This window comes from Nocardia sp. NPDC046473 (assembly GCF_040645995.1).
Classification (GTDB): domain Bacteria; phylum Actinomycetota; class Actinomycetes; order Mycobacteriales; family Mycobacteriaceae; genus Nocardia.
In genome coordinates this window covers 568165-586611 of sequence record NZ_JBEYZJ010000007.1, presented here as the reverse complement: position 1 = coordinate 586611, position 18447 = coordinate 568165, and the positions used below count along the sequence as shown (strand labels likewise).

Sequence of the window (18447 nt, the reverse complement as noted above, 5' to 3'; positions counted from 1 at the left end):
GATTCTCAGGCGCAGCTGACCTGGAAGGCCGCGGTCTGGGTTGCGGCGGGGACCACGTCCACCTTGACCGAGGTCGTGCTCTTCGGCTCGCAACCGGATGCGGAAGTGAACTGGGCCAGGTAGCAGCCGGGAGCCAGGTTCGTGGTCGCGCTGCCGTCCGGACCGGTGGTCAGCGTGGTGAGCACCGGTCCGGACGCGCACGTCGTGATGCCGACCTGGACGCCCGCGACGGCCGACGATTCGGACCCGGTGGTCGCGGCCTGCACCCGCAGCGTTCCCTGACCGGCGGGCGCCGGATCGGCCCCTGCGGTTCCCGCGCCCTGCGCGATCGCCAGCAGCCCGACGCCTAGGACGGACATGACGAATAGCCTGCGCATCCGAATCTCCTTCTGCACGAATGAAGATGGGCGGTGATCCCACACCCGGCCAATATAGGCGTCCGCCGGCGGAACGTCGCCGTACACCCGGCGACCGGCGCGGCCGCCGCTACGGCGGGGGCCGTTTTCCGCTCGCTCGGCAGCGCGGTTGCCGTAACCTTCGAGTGAGCCGAGGGGGGCTGACGGAGGACGAGACGATGACTTTTCCGCCGGGCGGGCAGCCGCCGCAGCAAGGACCGCAGTATCCCACCGAATATCCGCCGCCGACGGGCTATCCGCAGGGCCGCTATCCACCGCCACCGCCCGGGCGTCAGCCGTCGCGCAAGAGCAAGGTCGGTCTCGTTGTCGGGCTGGTGGTCGTGGTGCTGCTCGCACTCGGCGGCGTCGTGGTGCTCGGTGCCGTATTGACCGCGCACGGGAAGGGACCGCTCGCCTCCGACGGCAAGCGGATCGAGGTGGCGGTGCACGACTTCTACGACACGCTGGAGTCCAAGGGATTCCGGGCGGCCGCGGCCAAGGCGTGCGCGGCGGATCGGGCCGAGTTCGAGGCGCTGCCCGAGGAACAGAAGCAGGAGTTCGAGTCGGCGACGGTCGCGGTGACCATCGATAAGATCGAAAACATCGTGATCATCGGCGAAACCGCGACAGCGCACATCGTCGGCAAGCTCACCCTCGAGGTACCGGGTCAGGCACCCGATACCGACACCAGCACCACCGAACACCTGAAGAAGGAAGACGGTAAGTGGAAGGTCTGCTCCGCGGGCTCGGGCAAGAATTGACGCCGCACCCGCACGCATGAACCAGGGAGCCATCGGCAAGTCGTGTTGCGGCCCGAGCCGGCGAACCGTGCTGGGCGCCATCGGTCTTGCCACCCTGCTGCCGTTGGCCCGGCCGGGTTCGGTGCGGGCGCAACCGAATCCGTTGATCGCGACCGATCTGGAGGTGGTCACGATCACCGATCAGTCGGTGATCGTGACCTGGACAACGGTGACGCCCGATCCGAGCGGGCACCTGGTGCCGGTAGACGCCGACGCGGAACTGCGCCTGGCCCCGGCGGATTCGGCTCGCGCGCCGGTTCCGGTGTTCGCCGACCCCCAGCCGACCCCGTTCCACTACGCCGAAATCGACGACCTCGAACCCGGCCGCACCTACCGTTTCGAGGCCTGGTCCCACGGCGTACGCGCGATCCCCGCGCTCTCGCTGACCACGCTCAGCCCCGGCACGCCCGAATGCACCGGCGAATTCACCACATTGGTGCCACCGCCGGGCCGTCGGCTGCAAACCCTCGCCCTCGCCAACGACGTGCACTACGGCGAGGAAGTCAGCGGCTTGATCGTCGCCAACCTGCCACCCGGCGTCGGTCAGGACGTGCCGCCGTATCCCGAGGTGATGCTGGCCGCCCTGCTCGACGACCTCCGCCGCCTCGACCGCGCGGCCGATCGACTACTCATCGCGGGTGACCTCACCAGCGAAGCGTCCCTTGCGGATTCGCGCGCAGTCCGCACGCAACTCGACGCTTGGGGGACATTGGGCAGCGATTACCTCGTCGTGCGCGGCAACCACGATCGCCCGCACGTCGGCCCCGACTACGCGGCCTGCCAGCCCGCTCCCGCCGACCACCACGACTGCTGGGCCCAGGCGTTCCTCCCGCGCCAGGAGCTGGTCGAGCACGAGTCCGCCGGCCTGCGCCTGCTCGGCCTGGATACCAGCGAACTCGACGGCTCGGGCGGTGCCATCGACCGCCCGCAGTTCGACCTGTTCACCGAGCGACTGCGCGCCGGCCCGGACCGCCCGACCCTGGTTTTCGGCCACCACCCGGTCACCATCGAATCGGGCCTGACCAATCTCGCGGGCCCCGGCTTCGTCCTCAACGGCCGCGACAGCGCCGAACTGCAGTCACTGTACGAGCGCTCCCCCGGCGTCTTCCTGCACCACAGCGGGCACACCCACCGCAATCGCCGCACCCGCCCCGACACCGCCTGCGCCGTCGAATTCCTGGAAGTCGCTGCGGTGAAGGAATATCCGGGCGGCTACAGCCTGCTTCGCCTTTACGAAGGCGGTTACATGCTCAACTTCTACAAAACCCGCACCGAGGCCGCCCGGCGTTGGAGCGCGACCACCAGAGCCGAATACTTCGGCCTGCTCCCGGATTACACCCTCGGCACCACCGCGGATCGCAATCACGTTGTGCTGCGCGATTTCTCGGGGCTCGGCTGACCGATCCGGAATTCCGGCGACCCGCGGCGGCACCGATGTCATCGGCGCAGGTCGGACGCGGTATCTTACTTAGGTAAGCCTCATCAACGTGAGGAATTGACCGCGGAAGGGACCGAACTGATGCCCGTCGGATGGAAAACGATCTCCGGAGTATTGGCCGTCACGGTAGCGGCGCTCAGTCTTCAGGCCTGCTCGAATTCGTCCGACGATACAAAAGAAATCACGGTCTACAACGCGCAGCACGAGTCACTCACCAAAGAATGGGCGACCGCGTTCACCAAGGAAACCGGGATCAAGGTAACGCTGCGGCAGGGCGGTGACACCGATCTCGGCAACCAGCTCGTGGCCGAGGGCGGCGCCTCGCCCGCCGACGTCTTCCTCACCGAGAATTCCCCCGCCATGGCACTTGTCGAAAACGCGGGCCTGTTCGCCGATCTGGACAAGCCGACGCTGGACCAGGTGCCCGCGCAGTTCCGCCCGTCCACCGGCATGTGGACCGGAGTCGCCGCGCGCGCAACGGTTTTCGTCTACAACAAGGACAAGCTGGCGGCCGACCAGCTGCCCGGCTCGATGCTCGACCTCGCGCAGCCGAAGTGGAAGGGCCGCTGGGGCGCGGGCGTCTCGGGCGCCGACTTCCAGGCCATCGTGGCCGCCCTGCTCGCGACGCAGGGTGAGGACGCCACCCGCGCCTGGTTGAAAGAGATGAAGGCGAACGCGACCGCCTTCCAGAACAACGTGGTCACCATGAAGGCGGTCGATGCGGGCACCATCGACGGCGGCATCATCTACCACTACTACTGGTACCGCGATCAGGCCAAGACCAAGGAGAGCAGCAGCCACACCGCGCTGCTCTACTTCAAGCAGCAGGACCCGGGCGCCTTCGTCAGCATCTCCGGTGGCGGCGTGCTGAAGTCGAGCAAGAAGCAGGAGTCGGCGCAGAAGTTCCTGGCGTTCATCACCGGCAAGGCGGGCCAGGAGGTGCTGCGCGACGGCGACTCGATGGAGTACCCGGTCGCCAGCGATGTCGCCGCCAACCCGGCGCTGCCGCCGCTGGCCGACCTGCGGGCGCCGGAGATCGACCCGTCCAAGTTGGACGCCAAGAAGGTCACCGCGCTGATGACCGAGGCGGGTCTGCTCTAGCCGTGGGCCTACGGACGGCTCTCACCTCGTCCCGGGTCGGCCGACCGGGGCCGCTCGTCACCACCGTCGCCCTGCTGCTGGTGGCGGCGACGTTCGTGCCGCTCGGCTACATCGTGTCCGAGGTCTTTTCCACCGGCCTGAGCCAGGCCGGCGAGCTGGTGTTCCGGCCGAGAGTCGGTCAGCTGCTGCGCAATACGGTCGGCCTGGTGGTGTGCACCGTGCCGATCTGCGTGCTGCTCGGAGTCGGGCTCGCGTGGGTGGTCGAACGCACCGACGTGCCCGGAAAGGCATGGTGGGGGCCGATATTCGTGGCGCCGCTGGCCGTGCCCGCGTTCGTCAACAGCTACGCCTGGGTCAGCGTCTTCCCGACCATGCACGGCCTGTCGGCCGGGGTGATCATCGCGACCATGTCGTACTTCCCGCTGGTGTACCTGCCCGCCGCCGCCACGTTGCGTCGCCTCGATCCCGCGGTGGAGGAATCGGCGCGGGCGCTCGGGTCCGGTCCGGTGGCGGTGTTCGTGCGAATCGTGTTGCCGCAGTTGCGGTTGGCCATTCTCGGCGGCGGACTGCTCATCGCGCTGCACCTGCTGGCCGAGTACGGCGCGTTCGTGATGGTCCGCTTCGACACCTTCACCACCGCGATCTTCGAGCAGTACCAGTCCAGTTTCGCGGGCCCGGCGGGCAGCATGCTGGCGGGCGTGCTCGTGGTCTGCTGCCTGGTGCTGCTGGCGGGCGAGGCCACGGTGCGCGGCAACGCCCGATACGCCAGGATCGGCAGCGGCGCACCTCGGGAGGTGACGCGAATCCGGCTGGGGGCCAGCGCGATTCCCGTGCTCGGCGTGCTCACCCTGGTGGCCGTCGGCGCGCTCGGCGTACCGCTGTGGACTATCGGACGCTGGCTACGCATCGGCGGCGCGCAGGTGTGGGACTTCACCGAGATCGGCCAGGCGCTCGGGCAGACCGTTGTGCTCGCCGCGGTGGCCGCGCTGCTCACCACGCTGTGTGCCTTCCCGATCGCCTGGCTCGCGGTCCGGTCCACCTCGGTGTTCGCCCGAATGGTGGAGGGCGCCAACTACATCACCAGTTCGCTGCCCGGCATCGTCATCGCGTTGGCCATGGTGACCGTGACCATCCGCTGGGCACCGCCGCTCTACCAGACGGTGACCATGGTGGTCGCCGCCTATGTGCTGATGTTCCTGCCGCGCGCGCTGGTCAGCGTGCGGGCCGGGCTCGCGCAGGTGCCGATCGGTTTGGAAGAGGCGTCCCGGTCGCTCGGCAAGTCCGGTCCGGTCACCTTCGCCCGAGTCACTCTGCGGCTCACCGCTCCTGCCGCGGCGTCGGCCGGTGCGCTGGTCTTCGTCGCGGTCGCGACCGAGCTGACCGCGACACTGCTGTTGGCGCCCATCGGAACTCGCACGCTGGCCATGCGATTCTGGTCGCTGTCCGGCGAATTGGACTACGCGGCGGCGGCACCGTATGCCTTGATCATGATCGTCGCGGCGGTGCCCGTGACCTATCTGCTGTTCACCCAGTCTCGGAAGGCGGCCGGAAGATGAGTCAGCTTGTCGTCGACGATGTTTCGAAGACGTTCGGCCACCACCGGGTGCTCGGCGGGGTGACCCTCGTGGTGCCGGACCGGACGTCGACCGCGGTGGTCGGTTCCTCCGGCTGTGGCAAGACCACGCTGCTCCGGGTGATCGCCGGGTTCGAGGCGCCGGATGCCGGGTCGGTCACCATCGGTGTGGAAACCGTTGCCCGGGACCGGTTCTCGGTGCCGCCGCAGCGCCGCAATATCGGCTACGTCGCCCAGGATGGCGCGCTGTTCCCGCATCTGACCGTAGGGCAGAACATCTCCTATGGACTGCGCAGTGGCTTCCGTGGGCGGCGCAACGGCCACCACCGGGTCGCGGAACTGCTCGAGATGGTCTCGCTGGATCCCTCCTACGCCGACCGCCGCCCACATCAGCTCTCCGGCGGTCAGCAGCAGCGAGTCGCCTTGGCCCGCGCCCTGGCTCGCGAGCCCGACGTGATGCTGCTGGACGAGCCGTTCAGCGCGCTCGACGCGGGCCTGCGCGCCACCACCAGGCAGGCCGTCGCCGACACCCTGCGCGCGGCGGGCATGACCAGCATCCTGGTCACCCACGATCAGGAAGAGGCGTTGTCCTTCGCCGAGCAGGTCGCGGTGATGCGGGACGGCCGGTTCACCCAGGTCGGTGCGCCCGAAAAGGTTTACGCCGCACCGCAAGACCTGTTCACCGCCCGCTTCCTCGGCGACTGCGTGCTGCTCGACGCGGTGGTGAATGGTGATGTAGCGCAATGCGTGCTCGGCCGGATCCCGGTGCAGAAGTCCGCGCCCACCGGCTCGGTGAACCTCATGGTCCGCCCGGAACAGCTTGTTGCCCACGAGGTTTCCGACGGCGAGCCGGACAGTGGAGTCGTCCGTGCCGTCGAATTCCGCGGCGCCGACGTGCTGCTCACCATCGCGCTGGACGGCCGCGCCGACGCGGTCCGGGTGCGCCGGGCCAGCGTCGCGGCACCGACCACGGGCCGGCGCGTACGGCTCGAGGTGCTCGGTTCAGCCGTGGCGTATGCCGAACCGAGCCCCTCGAACCCCGTTGGAGCGAGCGGCGGGAATTGAACCCGCGTAAACGGCTTTGCAGACCGTTGCCTCAACCACTCAGCCACGCCCGCCTCGTGATTGATAGTGCCGGGTTCGGACGCCACGACACACCCTTGCGCTCACGCTGATTCGAAGCAGGCCGGACGCACTGTGATCCGAAGGCGCCCTGGATGTCCCCGAACCGCGCCCGCCCGCATGGAATGATCGGAACATGTCTCGGCCACGCCCACTTCCGCTCGACCCGATCGAGGAGGCCCATCGCCAATGGGTCGGCCACGGCTGGGGCGCGGTGGCCGACGGCATGGCCGCGGTGACCTCGCTGGTGCGCGCCCAGCAAATCGTGATGGCCCGGGTGGACGAGGCGCTGAAACCGACCGGTTTGACCTTCTCCCGGTACGAACTGCTCATGCTGTTGAGCTTCAGCAAGACCGGCGCGCTGCCGATGGCGAAGGCCAGTGCCCGGCTGCAGGTGCACCCGACCAGCGTGACCAACACCGTCGATCGGCTCGAGGCGACGCAGCTGGTCGAGCGGGTGCCGCACCCCACCGACCGGCGCGCGACACTGATCGAGATCACCGACGCCGGAAGGGAATTGGTCGCGCAGGCGACCGAGGAACTCAACACGAAGGTTTTCGCGCTGCCCGGTCTCGCGCCGGATCGGCTGCACACGCTGCTGCAGCTACTCGCGGAATTCCGACACGCGGCAGGCGACTTCGACACCGGCGACGAACAGGCGCGCTGGTCCACGACCTAGCCAAAACGAAATGACCGTACTGGACGGTTCCCTACACCCGCCGATTGACCACGGGGTAACGGTCCGGCATCCAACTAGCGAATTTTCCGGCCCGTTGTCTTGGCAGCGAGCACAAAAGGGTCCACCATGTAAACCATGGTGCTGGTCTTGGGGGTATCGGCGGGCGCTGGTGGCGCACGCGCGATGCTGACCCATTCCGATCAGCCACACCTTCCGCCGATCGACCGCTGTCAGGTGCCCCGCCGCGCCGGCGGCGGGATCGAGGAACCCGTTTTCGAGGCCATCCGGCAGATGCGCGGCGCCGCCGATCGGCGCGACGAACTGGTCACCGGAACCGCGGTCACCTGCCGCTGCACCATGCACGCCGACGCCATCCGAACCGGCGCGGGCCGCAACCGCCTGACCATCGTCGACGAGCCGCTGGCCCAGCTGCGCTATCTCCGCTTCACCGGGCAGCTACCCGACGACGGCTCGGTACTGCTCTACGACCTAGGCACCTCCGGCCTGACCATCACGCACGCCGACTGCCGCAACGACACCATCCTGGCGGGCAAACGCAGCACGGTGCTCGGCGGCGACGGCTACGACGCGCTGCTGCGCTGGCAGCTCGCGCGCGGCGGCGTGCTCACCGACAAGCTGACCAGCCGCAAGCATCGCGAGGCGCTGAGCAGCGAACGGGTGGTCACCGCGATCGATCCGATCTCCGGCGGCCGCGAGGTGGTCACCCGCAGCGACCTGGCGGAATTGTGTGCCGCGAGCATCCATCACTCGGCGTCGTTCGTGCGTCAGCTCATCGAGGAGAGCGGCGTGCGGCCCGAGGCGCTGGTGCTGCTCGGCGGCTGCACCCGCAACCCGAGTATCCGCGACGAGCTCGCGGAATTGATCGACCTGCCGATCATCTACGACCCGGAACCGGATTATGTCTCGGCTCGCGGCGCGGTGCTGCTCGCGGCGGAACGGCACAGCGGCGATGTGCGGATGGCCCGAGCCCGCGCGGGCACGGCACTGTCCGCGTCGCTGGTGCACGGCCCGGTCGATCGCCGCAAGCTCATCGCCGCCGTCGCGGTGACCGCGGCGCTCGGCGCGACGATCGCGGGAATCCTTGCGATGGACCGGACTTCGGCCGAACCGAGCCACGGCACCCCGTCGACGCCGGTGGAGATCGTCGGACCGTCGCCGGCGCATTTCGGCTAGCGCGACTTTCCCCGGCTAAGTGGATAGGCATTCTGCCGGGGAACTCGCGTCGGCAGGATCAGCGGTTGGTGAATTTCGCGGGACGCTTCTCCACGAAGGCGGTCATGCCTTCCTTTTGATCGTCGATCGCGAAGAGCGAGTGGAACACTCGGCGTTCGAAACGCAGGCCCTCGGCCAGGGTGGTTTCGAAGGAGCGGTTCACCGATTCCTTGGCAATCATGGTGACCGGCAACGACATCGACGCGATGGTGTCGGCGACCTCGAGCGCGGTATCGAGCAGCTCGGCGGCGGGCACGATGCGCGAAACCAGTCCGGCGCGCTCGGCCTCCTCGGCGTCCATGTTGCGACCGGTGAGCACCAGGTCCATCGCCTTGGCCTTGCCGACCGCGCGGGTGAGCCGCTGCGAGCCGCCGATGCCGGGGATGACGCCCAGCTTGATCTCCGGCTGGCCGAACTTCGCGGTGTCCGCCGCGATCAGGATGTCGCAGATCATCGCCAGTTCGCAGCCGCCGCCGAGGGCGTATCCGGCCACCGCGGCAATGGTCGGCTTGCGGAACTGGGCGAGCCGGTCCCAGCGCGCGAAGTAGTCGTTCAGGAACATATCCATGTACGACTTCGGCTGCATCTCCTTGATGTCGGCCCCGGCCGCGAAGGCCCGCTCCGATCCGGTGATGACCACGGCGCCGACCTCGTCGTCGCGTTCCAGCTCGTCGAGCGCGGCGATGACGTCGTCGAGGACCTGGGCGTTGAGTGCGTTGAGCGCCTTCGGCCGGTTCAGCGTGATCCAGCCGACCCGGCCCTTGCGCTCCAGCAGAATCGTCTCGAATTCGGTCACTCGGCACCTTCTACGTAGGAATGGTCAGGAATATCGGTGACGATACAGGAGACGGGTTCACGCCCCCCGCTATAACGCCCCGTCAATATGCTGAAGCTGTTATGACACAACGGGATTGGATAAATCCCTAACCGACGTCGCCTCGATCACGGGTCAATTCCGTATAGACCCGCAACCCCTCGGCGATCTTCCCCGCCGCATTCTCGAGCTGCTCGGGCGGCAGGTACTTGCCGAACGCAGCCGCGTCGAGCAGCTGGTCACGGACCTGTTCGAGGTTCATCCTGGCCCAGTCCTGGCGGGAGAGTGGAGACACGGCTCGAACAATACCTCGAGTCGAACGCATGTTCGAGACGTGTCATCAATTGTTTGTGCCGCGGTCAGGCGCCCGGGCCGGGGCGATCACTTCGGTCCCGGATCTCGGTGACGATGGCCGAGAAATCCCGCCCGCCGGACGACTCGTTGAACCGGTTATAGATCTCCGCGGCAAGCAGGCCGAGTTGGCCGTCGATGCCATTCTCGCGCAACGCGTTTGCGGCCAGGCCCAGATCCTTGTTCATCAGGGCGGTGGCGAAACCGGGCTGGTAATCGTTGTTCGCCGGGCTGGTCGGCACCGGGCCTGGCACCGGACAGTAGGTGGTCAGCGCCCAGCTCTGCCCCGAGGCAGTGGAGACCACATCGAAGAACGACTGGTGGGTCAACCCGAGCTTTTCGCCGAGGACCAGGGCCTCGGAGAGGCCGATCATCGAGATGCCGAGCAGCATGTTGTTGCAGATCTTGGCTGCCTGGCCGACGCCGGACCCGCCGCAGTGCACCACCTTGCCGCCCATCACCTCGAGCAGCGGCAGCGCGTCGGCGAAGTCCTCTGCACCGCCGCCGACCATGAAGGTCAGTGTGCCCGCCGCCGCGCCCGCGACGCCGCCGGAGACCGGTGCGTCCAACGCGCGGTGGCCCGCGCCGATGGCGAGCACCGCGGCCGACTTGGCGTCGGCGACGTCGATGGTGGAGCAATCGATGAACAGGGTGCCCGGCTTGGCGGCGGGCAGCAGTTCGGCGTACACGTCGAGGACGAGTTTTCCGTTGGGCAGCATGGTGATCACGACACCGGCGTCGGCCGCCTCGACGGCTGTGCTCACCACGGTGGCGCCGTCCTTGATGGCCTGCTCCTGCGCGGCAGGCACCGGATCGTAGGCCAGCACTTCATATCCGGCCTCGACGAGGTTCGCCGCCATCGGCGCACCCATGTGGCCGAGTCCGAGGAATCCGATCTTCTCAGTCATTGCTCACCAAACCCAGTTCCTGATCGCCCAATTCGGCGAAATATGCGTCGACCTGCGCGGTGGTGACCTCGGCGAGGGTCGCCGGTGACCACTGCGGATTGCGGTCCTTATCGATAACCTGCGCGCGGATGCCTTCCACCAGATCGGGCGAGGACAGCGCCGCGATGGAGACCCGATATTCCTCGTTCAGCACCGTCTCCAGGTCCGGCGCGGTGCGCGCCGAACGCAACGACCGTAACGCCACCTTCAGCGCGACAGGCGATTTCGTCTGAATGTCGGCAGCGGCCTTGGCCGCCTCCGGCGCCTCGTGTGCCCGCAGCCGAGCGACGATCTCTTCGACGGTGTCCGCGCGGTAGCACTCGTCGATCCACGCCCGCTGGCCGAGCAGCCCGGATTGCGGTGCGTCCGTGGCGAACTTGGCGATCGCGACCTCGACCGACTCGGTGCGCAACGTGTCGAACAGTCCCGGAAGGTGTTCGGTGGCAACGAAGTAGTCGGCGAAGCCGGCCGCGATGGCGTCGCCCGCGGTCATCCTGGCGGTGGTCAGCGCGACGTGCGTGCCGAGCTCGCCGGGGCTGCGCGCGAGCAGGTAGGTGCCGCCGACATCCGGGACGAAGCCGATGCCGACCTCGGGCATGCCGATCTTGGACCGCTCGGTGACGATCCGGTGGCTGCCGTGGCCGGACAGGCCGACGCCGCCGCCCATCACGATGCCGTCCATCACCACCAGGTAGGGCTTCGGGTAACGGCCGATCAGCGCGTTGAGCACGTACTCGTCGCGCCAGAAGCGGCCGGTCGGCGAATCCGCACCGGTGGCACCGCCGGTGGCGTCGGTGTGGATGGCGACGATGTCGCCGCCCGCGCACAGCCCGCGCTCCCCCGCACCGGTGACGACGACGGTGCGTACCTCGTCGTCGTCCGCCCACGCGTGCAGCGCGTCGGTAATGGCAAGTGTCATCGCGTGATTCAGCGCGTTGATGGCCTTGGGCCGGTTCAACGTGATGAGCCCGAGCCCATCGCGCTGGTCGATCAGGACTTCCGGTTCCGTCATGCCGCTCCTACCACCGCGCGGGCGACGACCACCCGCATGATTTCGTTGGTGCCCTCCAGGATCTGGTGCACCCGCAGATCCCGGACGATCTTCTCCAGGCCGTATTCGGCCAGGTAACCGTAGCCGCCGTGCAGTTGCAGCGCCTTGTTCGCGACCTCGAAGCCCGCGTCGGTAGCGAATCGCTTTGCCATGGCGCACAACTCGACCTTGTCCGGCGCGTCGGCGTCCAGGGCCGCCGCGGCCCGCCACAGCAGGGTGCGGGCGGCCTCCAATTCGGTTCGCATGTCGGCGAGTTGGAAGCGCAGGGCCTCGTTCTTCAACAGCGGCTTGCCGAAAGCCTGGCGCTGCGCCAGATACGGCACCGTCTTGTCCAACGCCGCTTGCGCGCCGCCGACCGAGCAGGCGGCGATGTTCAGCCGTCCGCCGTTGAGTCCGTTCATCGCGATGCGGAAGCCGTCACCTTCCGCGCCGAGCAGGTTCGCCGCGGGCACCCTGGCGTCCTCGAAGATCACCTGACGGGTCGGCTGTGCGTGCCAGCCCATCTTTCTTTCGTTGGCGCCGAACGAGATTCCCGGGGTGTCGGCGGGCACGATGAACGCCGAGACGCCGCGGGCGCCGTCCGCTCCGGTGCGCGCCATCACCACGTACACGTCGGTGGCGCCCGCGCCGGAGATGAATTGCTTGGTGCCGTTGAAGATGTAGTCGTCGCCGTCGCGAACGGCCTTGGTGCTCAACGCCGCCGCGTCCGAGCCGACCCCGGGTTCGGTCAGCGCGTAACTCGCCAGCAGCTCCATCGACGTCAGCTTCGGCAGCCAGCGCGAGCGCTGTGCGGCATCGCCGTAGCTGTCGATCATCCAGGTCGCCATGTTGTGGATGGAGATGTAGGCCGCGATGGCCGGGCAGCCGGTGGCCAGCTGCTCGAAGATGCGCACGGCGTCGAGCCTGCGCAGGCCCGAACCGCCTACATCCTCCTGAACGTAGATGCCGCCGAGGCCGAGCGGACCGGCCTTGCGCAGCACATCGACCGGAAAGTGTTTCTGCTCATCCCATTCCAGGGCATTCGGGGCGAGGAACTCATCGGCGAATCCGCGCGCGGTGTCGCGGATCGCCTTCTCGTCTTCGTCGAGGATGAACATCCGTCAGTCCATGGTCGGAATGACGAACGCGTTCGGAGTGGAGCTTGCGGAACGACCCACCGGGCCAAGCTCCTTCATGCCGGAAGGCCAGCGCTGCGTGACGGTCTTGGTCTTGGTGTAGAAGCGGAACGAATCCGGGCCGTGCTGGTTCAGGTCGCCGAAGCCGGAACGCTTCCAGCCGCCGAAGGTGTAGTACGCGATCGGCACCGGGATCGGCACGTTGATGCCGACCATGCCGACCTGCACGCGGGCCGCGAAGTCGCGGGCGGTGTCGCCGTCGCGGGTGAAAATCGCGACGCCGTTGCCATATTCGTGCTCATTGGCCAGGCGCAGGCCCTCTTCATAGTCCTTGGCGCGGACCACCGTCAGCACCGGCCCGAAGATCTCTTCTTTGTAGATCCGCATTTCCGGGGTGACCTTGTCGAAAAGCGTTGCGCCGACGAAGTATCCGTCCTCGCCGCCGGGGACGGTCACACCGCGCCCGTCGATCACCAGCTCGGCCCCCTCATCGATGCCGATCTGGACGTACTTGTTCACCCGGTCCACGCCGTCCTGTCCGACGAGCGGGCCGTAGTCGGCGCCGGGATCGTCGGAGCGGCCGATGTTGAGCTTCTCCACCCGTTCGGTGAGCTTGGCCAGCAGTCGATCCGCGGTCTCCTCGCCGACCGGCACCGCCACCGAGATGGCCATGCAGCGCTCGCCCGCGGAACCGTAACCGGCGCCGATCAATTGGTCGGCGACGTCGTCGAGGTCGGCGTCGGGCATCACGATCGCGTGGTTCTTCGCGCCGCCGAAGCACTGGGCGCGCTTGCCGTTCGCGGTCGCGGTCTCATAGATGTACTGAGCGATCGGGGTGGAGCCGACGAAGCCGACGGCCTTGATCCTCGGGTCGTGCAGCAGCGCGTCGACGGCCACCTTGTCGCCGTTGACGACGTTGAACACACCCGGCGGCAGGCCCGCCTCGAGGAACAGCTCGGCCAGGCGCAGCGGCACCGACGGGTCGCGCTCGGATGGCTTGAGCACGAACGCGTTTCCGGTAGCGAGCGCCGGGCCCGCCTTCCACAGCGGGATCATCGCCGGGAAGTTGAACGGGGTGATGCCCGCGACCACGCCGAGCGGCTGGCGCATCGAGTAGACGTCGATGCCGGTGCCCGCGCTCTCGGTGTACTCGCCCTTGAGCAGGTGCGGTGCGCCGACGGCGAACTCGATCACCTCGAGGCCGCGTTGGATATCGCCCTTCGCGTCGGCGATGGTCTTGCCGTGCTCCGAAGACAGCAGCGCCGCAAGCGAATCCATCTCGTCCTGCACCAGCGTCAGGAAGCGCATCAGCACCCGCGCCCGCTTCTGCGGGTTGAACGCGGCCCACACCGGCTGCGCCGCTTCGGCATTAGCGATGACGGCCTCGACCTCGGCCTTGCCGGCCAGCGGCACGCGCGCCTGCACCTGACCGAGATTCGGGTCGAAGACGTCACCGAAGTTGCCGGAGGCGCCCGCGACGTGTTGCCCGCCGATGAAGTGAGTGAGTTCGCGAACCATGCCAGTCCTGTTCTGTTAGCCGACCATGACCCCGCAGCGCGGTATACGGTCATCCTATAGTTGGACGTCCATGTAAATGCACACTGTGATCCATCCCACCCTCACGCTCGTCGCCGGCTGATCACCGATCCGTCACACCACCCGCCGCGCACCTCCCATCACGCCGCGCACGATATGTACGACGAATTCCTGCGCGGCGTGACACGGTGCGCGCAGCACACTGACCTGCGCGCACCGTGTCGGCACGGCCGTTCGCGACACAGTGATCGTCGCTGCGCACCTTTTGTTGGGCCGCGCACGGAATGTCAGGCGAATCCGTGCGCGGCGCGACGGGAGGAGCGCGGGGTCAGGATTCGGGGCCGAGCTCTACGACGGTGCCGGGGTGGGCGAGGGAGGCGACGGTGATGCGGCCGCCCTTGGCCTGGTCGATGATCTGGCCCTGCCAGGCGACGAAGCAGGAGGCGGCCTCGCTGTTGTAGGCGTTGGTGAGGATCGGGGACAGCGCCTTGGCGAGCTCGCCCTCGGCCGCGATCAGCTGACCCCGGTACGGTCCGTAGTAGGGCAGGATCGCTTGCAGGACAATGGCTTCGACACCCTGGACCTGGGTGATGAACGGGTCGATCGCGGGCTGGTACTGCGCCAGGACCGGGGCGATCTCGGCCAGCACCGGACCCGCGAGCTGCAGGATGGGCTGGTAGACCGAGCCGAGCGCGAAAGCTTCCGAGGAGAACGGGCCCGCCAGTGGGGCCAGCCCGATCAGCGAGGCGAGACCGCCCTGCTGCTTCGGCGCGGGCCAGCCCAGCGGGCACGCGGGCTGCGCCGCGAGCGGGGCGGCGGCGAACGGATCGGCACCGCCCGCGCCGCCGAGCGGAACGGAGCCGTTCGGCGTGCCGCCACCGAGCGGGACAGAACTGTTCGGCGCGCCGGCGCCCAAGGGCACAGAGCCGCTGGGCGCACCCGCGTTGGGCGCCGCGCCCGTACCCGGGTTGATGGCGACGACGGCAGGGGCACCGCCGGAGCCGAGCGGAACCGAGGCGGCCGGGGCCGGACCACCAGCTGTGGGGGCAGGCGCGGCGGCAACGGGTGCGGGCGGAGCCACCGGGGTCTCGGATGCCGCGGGCGCGGCGGGTCGGGCGGCCGCGGCAGGCTGCTCCTGGGTGATCACCACGCTGGTGACGTCGTCGTCCTGGCGCACCGTCAACGCGGTGACCGCGACGGCGCTGCCGATGACCGTCAGCGCGGCCACCGCGCGGATGGCACTGGCGAGCGCAGGCCGGGTCGTCGTGCGAGAACTCATCGGACCGTACTCCTTCTGATGTCTATTTGACCGGGGCCGCAGGCGAATTCGGCGCGGCGGCGGCTGGTTCGAACAAGCCCTCCAGGTGCCAGACGCCGGTGAAGCCGTTGAACGGCCCGCCGACGATGAGGCTGGTCCACTGCAGGGTGAACTTGTGGGTCTTCGCGTCGTAAGTGCCGGTGGCCGATGGCCCTTGGGCGGCATCAGCGGTGGGCTTGTCGAACCACTGCTTGGCGACCCAGTCCCAGACCTTCTGCACCTGTTCGGCGCCGGCCACCTGCGCGTCCTGCTTCTCCGGCGGCTTCGGCGCACCCTGGTTGAACTCCTGGTCGTTCCAGGAGGCCGCCCAGGACGACACGTCGGCGGTCAACTTGCCGCCGTCGTTCGTCACCGCGGGCGGCGGCACCCGCCGCTGGGTCTGCGGGTCCACCGGATTGGTGGAGATGCCGAACTCGACGGCGAAGAACTTGGTCGGCTTGGTGATCGACGCGGACAGCGAATTACCCTGCGCGAAACCTGGATTCGGTTCGCTCTGGTATCCGCCGATACGCAGGCCGCCCGCCGTGCCCGGCTCGAGCAGGGTGGTCGAGCCGCCCTGTGCGGGGGAATCGCCGTTGGGCATGTAGGGCCCCTTCTCCGGCGTGCCGCCCGGCTGCACCATTCGGAACCAGGTGCCTGCGACACTGTCGCCCGACACCGACCCCGGGGTGAACCGCAGCAATCCGACCAGCGGCTCCGGCCCGTTCGAGGCGGGAGCGTCGTCGCTGCTGGAACAGCCGGACACAACCAGCGCAAGCGCCGCCAAGACGGTGGCCGCGATCATCTTTCGTCCGCTCATCCCGGATCCCCTCCTACTACGTTCGGCCAGACGTGTCGTTCGACTACGTGTCATTTCCGCACTCCGCCAGGCGATCTCACGCCACGCAAGGCGGCGCCGCGCGCCAGCACCCGACTCGGCAATCGAAGGCCCTCCACCGTGGCGGCCAGGACGAAGACGCCCGGCACCAAATAGAAGAAGCCGAGACCGCGAAACGCACCGAATCCGAGCGGCTGCGTCGAATCGTTCAACGCGACAACAGCATCGAAATTGCGCACGTTGTCGTTCATCGCACCGATCAGCGCGGCGAAACGGGATGTCATCGGCTGCCAACGGGTTTCAAGAGTGGTGATGCCGGTGAGGTCGGCCTCCGGATGGGTGGTGCGAATAGCGGCGGTGTACCGGCTGTTGAGTTCACCGTCGGCCGCGACCAGAGTGACGAAGTAGCCCTGCAGCTTTCGGACCTCGTCGTGGGTGAGGATCGGGCGCAGATCATTGATCAGCGGTTGCGCCGCGGGCGAGGCCGGGAACAACCCGCCGAGCAGCGGCACCGCGATCAGCCCGAGCGCGGCCAGCCCGGCGACCGACCGCCAGACCACCGCCTGCTTGCCTTCCTGCGCGCGCCGGTAGCCCAATACCCCGGCTCCGACGAGAATCACGCCGGGCAGCGCGAACAACCACGGCAGGGTACCGAAAGGCGGTACCGCAGCGAGCTTTTCGTAGTTCTGCCGATTATCGTCGATCGCGCCGATCATCCCGGACATGTGATAGTCGATCTCCGGGTAATCGCGGACGAACTGATCGACGCGGCCGAAGCTGCCCGGCTGCTGGCCGTTCCGCTGCAGCGTGAGCACGTTCGTCCGCGCGTCGTCGAGCACCTGCAGATCGTGCCGATACCCGTCGATGCTCGACCGCGTCATATACGGCTCGAACGCGTCGATCATCGCCTCTCCCTTGACCGCTCGCGGAAACATGCCGGTCACGATCGGCGCGAGCACCAGGAGTGCGCCGATCACGATGATCAGCACGAACGGCCAGCGCTTCAAGGGCCGCGGCGGCGCGGGTTCCGGATTCGAGACGAACTCCGAATAGGTGGGCAGCCCCGACACGGCTGTCACTGCCGTTGCCGACGGACGATCCGGTCCGCATTGAAGAACACACCGGCCGCGGTGACCGCGACGACGAGCAGCGTCGGCACCACCCATGCCGGGGTATTCCGGCCACGCGGGACCTCGACCGTCTTGGCGGCGAGCACCGGATCGGTACGCACGGGCTGACTCTGCGCCACCGGCACGGCGGCGGGCACGGCTGCCGCCGGAGCACCGGGGGCGGGCGCGGCCGGAGCGACAGGCGCGGCCGGAGCCGGAGCGCCGGGCGCGGGTGCTGCCGCGGGCGCAGCGGGCGGAGCTGCGATCGGCGCGGCCGCAGGCGCGGCCTGCGTAACGCCGCCACCCTGGTACCGACCGGCCAGATGCCATAGCCCGGTGAAGTTGTTGAACGGACCGCCGACGATCTGACTCGTCCACTCGATCACGAAGTTGCCCGAGCCGTCGATGGTGCCGCGCACCGGGCTGGTCTTGCCGGGCAGCCCACCACCCGGTTTCGGCGCGCCCTGGTTGAACACCTGGTTGTTCCAGGTGACGCCGAGGCTGCTCAAATCGCCGGACAGCTGCCCACCGTCGGAGTACACCTCGGGCACCGAGGTCCCGCCGCCGGTCTGCGGATCGGTCGGATTGGTCGCGGTCGCGAAATCGACGCCGTAGAAGCGGACCGGCGTGGTGACCCGGCCCGACCGCGCGTTGCCCGCGCCGTCGAAGGCCGCGGCGGGCTGCGGTTGATAACTGCCGCTGACCAGGCCACCGTCGCTGCCCGCAGACAGTGTGGTGACGGTCTGATCGCTGCAGGCCGAGTCGCTGTTCGCCAGGTATGGGCCGCCCGCGTCACCGGTCGGCAGGATCATCCGGAAGAAGCTGCCGGTCACCGCACCGCCGGAGCAGACGCCGGGCGCCAGTGCGAACAGACCGTTCAGCGGCGCGGGTTCGGCGTGCGCGAACGGCGCGGCGAACGCCGACAGGCCGAGGGCGGCTACCGCGGCGGTGAGCCGATAAGAGTTCCGTCCCATGGATCGTCCTTTTGGTGGATTTGTGCGGATGGATTTCGGATTTAGGGCATCGCGTCCCCATCGGAACTCGAGCC

The 18447-nt window shown here is 68.2% G+C and carries 18 protein-coding genes and 1 tRNA gene; 7 read left to right on the top strand and 12 right to left on the bottom strand.

The window, feature by feature from the left end; all coding sequences use genetic code 11:
• Window positions 1-5: 5 nt before the first annotated feature.
• Window positions 6-377, bottom strand: coding sequence for a hypothetical protein (locus tag ABZ942_RS27480; RefSeq protein WP_357386760.1), 372 nt, complete (start codon window positions 375-377; stop codon window positions 6-8).
• Between the two features lie 197 nt (window positions 378-574).
• On the opposite strand from ABZ942_RS27480, the gene ABZ942_RS27475 reads away from it, so the two are divergent.
• From ABZ942_RS27475 to ABZ942_RS27455, 5 genes are all read left to right on the top strand, one after another.
• The gene (locus ABZ942_RS27475) at window positions 575-1156 is read left to right on the top strand and encodes a hypothetical protein (protein WP_357386758.1); all 582 of its coding nucleotides are present in this window, start codon (window positions 575-577) and stop codon (window positions 1154-1156) included.
• Window positions 1157-1223: 67 nt separating this feature from the next.
• A complete protein-coding gene (locus ABZ942_RS27470) occupies window positions 1224-2594 on the top strand; it encodes a metallophosphoesterase (protein ID WP_357386756.1) in 1371 nt (456 codons plus the stop codon).
• A 120-nt stretch (window positions 2595-2714) separates the two neighbouring features.
• Window positions 2715-3734, top strand: coding sequence for an iron ABC transporter substrate-binding protein (locus tag ABZ942_RS27465; RefSeq protein WP_357386870.1), 1020 nt, complete (start codon window positions 2715-2717; stop codon window positions 3732-3734).
• A 2-nt stretch (window positions 3735-3736) separates the two neighbouring features.
• A complete protein-coding gene (locus ABZ942_RS27460; RefSeq protein WP_357386754.1) occupies window positions 3737-5290 on the top strand; it encodes an iron ABC transporter permease in 1554 nt (517 codons plus the stop codon).
• A complete protein-coding gene (locus ABZ942_RS27455) occupies window positions 5287-6372 on the top strand; it encodes an ABC transporter ATP-binding protein (RefSeq protein ID WP_357386752.1) in 1086 nt (361 codons plus the stop codon). Before ABZ942_RS27460 ends, ABZ942_RS27455 begins: the two co-directional genes overlap by 4 nt.
• Here ABZ942_RS27455 and ABZ942_RS27450 read toward each other — a convergent pair.
• Window positions 6351-6425: transfer RNA gene (locus tag ABZ942_RS27450), tRNA-Cys, on the bottom strand. The two genes, ABZ942_RS27455 and ABZ942_RS27450, sit on opposite strands and share 22 nt — an antisense overlap.
• 140 nt (window positions 6426-6565) lie before the next feature.
• Between ABZ942_RS27450 and ABZ942_RS27445 the strand changes: the two genes are divergently transcribed.
• Window positions 6566-7108 (top strand): MarR family transcriptional regulator, encoded by a 543-nt coding sequence (locus tag ABZ942_RS27445; RefSeq protein ID WP_357386750.1) that lies wholly within the window; start codon window positions 6566-6568, stop codon window positions 7106-7108.
• Window positions 7109-7243: 135 nt separating this feature from the next.
• On the top strand, window positions 7244-8302 hold the full coding sequence (locus tag ABZ942_RS27440) for an Hsp70 family protein (protein ID WP_357386748.1): 1059 nt from the start codon (window positions 7244-7246) through the stop codon (window positions 8300-8302).
• Between the two features lie 58 nt (window positions 8303-8360).
• Here the strand turns inward: ABZ942_RS27440 and ABZ942_RS27435 are convergent, their stop codons facing one another.
• The 10 genes from ABZ942_RS27435 to ABZ942_RS27390 form a co-directional block, all read right to left on the bottom strand.
• Complete coding sequence (locus tag ABZ942_RS27435; protein WP_357386746.1) at window positions 8361-9137, bottom strand: enoyl-CoA hydratase; 777 nt, start codon at window positions 9135-9137, stop codon at window positions 8361-8363.
• A 127-nt stretch (window positions 9138-9264) separates the two neighbouring features.
• Window positions 9265-9450: a DUF6374 family protein gene (locus ABZ942_RS27430; RefSeq protein ID WP_357386744.1), complete on the bottom strand. Its 186-nt coding sequence runs from the start codon at window positions 9448-9450 to the stop codon at window positions 9265-9267.
• Between the two features lie 64 nt (window positions 9451-9514).
• Complete coding sequence (gene mmsB / locus ABZ942_RS27425; protein ID WP_357386742.1) at window positions 9515-10414, bottom strand: 3-hydroxyisobutyrate dehydrogenase; 900 nt, start codon at window positions 10412-10414, stop codon at window positions 9515-9517.
• Complete coding sequence (locus tag ABZ942_RS27420) at window positions 10407-11465, bottom strand: enoyl-CoA hydratase/isomerase family protein (protein ID WP_357386740.1); 1059 nt, start codon at window positions 11463-11465, stop codon at window positions 10407-10409. The genes mmsB and ABZ942_RS27420 overlap by 8 nt, the downstream gene beginning before the upstream one ends.
• Window positions 11462-12601: an acyl-CoA dehydrogenase family protein gene (locus tag ABZ942_RS27415; RefSeq protein WP_357386738.1), complete on the bottom strand. Its 1140-nt coding sequence runs from the start codon at window positions 12599-12601 to the stop codon at window positions 11462-11464. Before ABZ942_RS27415 ends, ABZ942_RS27420 begins: the two co-directional genes overlap by 4 nt.
• A gap of 3 nt (window positions 12602-12604) precedes the next feature.
• On the bottom strand, window positions 12605-14137 hold the full coding sequence (locus ABZ942_RS27410) for a CoA-acylating methylmalonate-semialdehyde dehydrogenase (protein ID WP_357386736.1): 1533 nt from the start codon (window positions 14135-14137) through the stop codon (window positions 12605-12607).
• Window positions 14138-14483: 346 nt separating this feature from the next.
• Window positions 14484-15434 carry a hypothetical protein gene (locus ABZ942_RS27405; protein WP_357386734.1) on the bottom strand — a complete coding sequence of 317 codons (951 nt, stop codon included), beginning with the start codon at window positions 15432-15434 and terminating at the stop codon, window positions 14484-14486.
• A 22-nt stretch (window positions 15435-15456) separates the two neighbouring features.
• Complete coding sequence (locus ABZ942_RS27400; RefSeq protein WP_357386732.1) at window positions 15457-16272, bottom strand: hypothetical protein; 816 nt, start codon at window positions 16270-16272, stop codon at window positions 15457-15459.
• A gap of 50 nt (window positions 16273-16322) precedes the next feature.
• Window positions 16323-17369, bottom strand: coding sequence for a hypothetical protein (locus tag ABZ942_RS27395; protein WP_357386730.1), 1047 nt, complete (start codon window positions 17367-17369; stop codon window positions 16323-16325).
• The gene (locus ABZ942_RS27390) at window positions 17366-18373 is read right to left on the bottom strand and encodes a hypothetical protein (RefSeq protein ID WP_357386728.1); all 1008 of its coding nucleotides are present in this window, start codon (window positions 18371-18373) and stop codon (window positions 17366-17368) included. Before ABZ942_RS27390 ends, ABZ942_RS27395 begins: the two co-directional genes overlap by 4 nt.
• Between the last annotated feature and the right edge of the window lie 74 nt (window positions 18374-18447).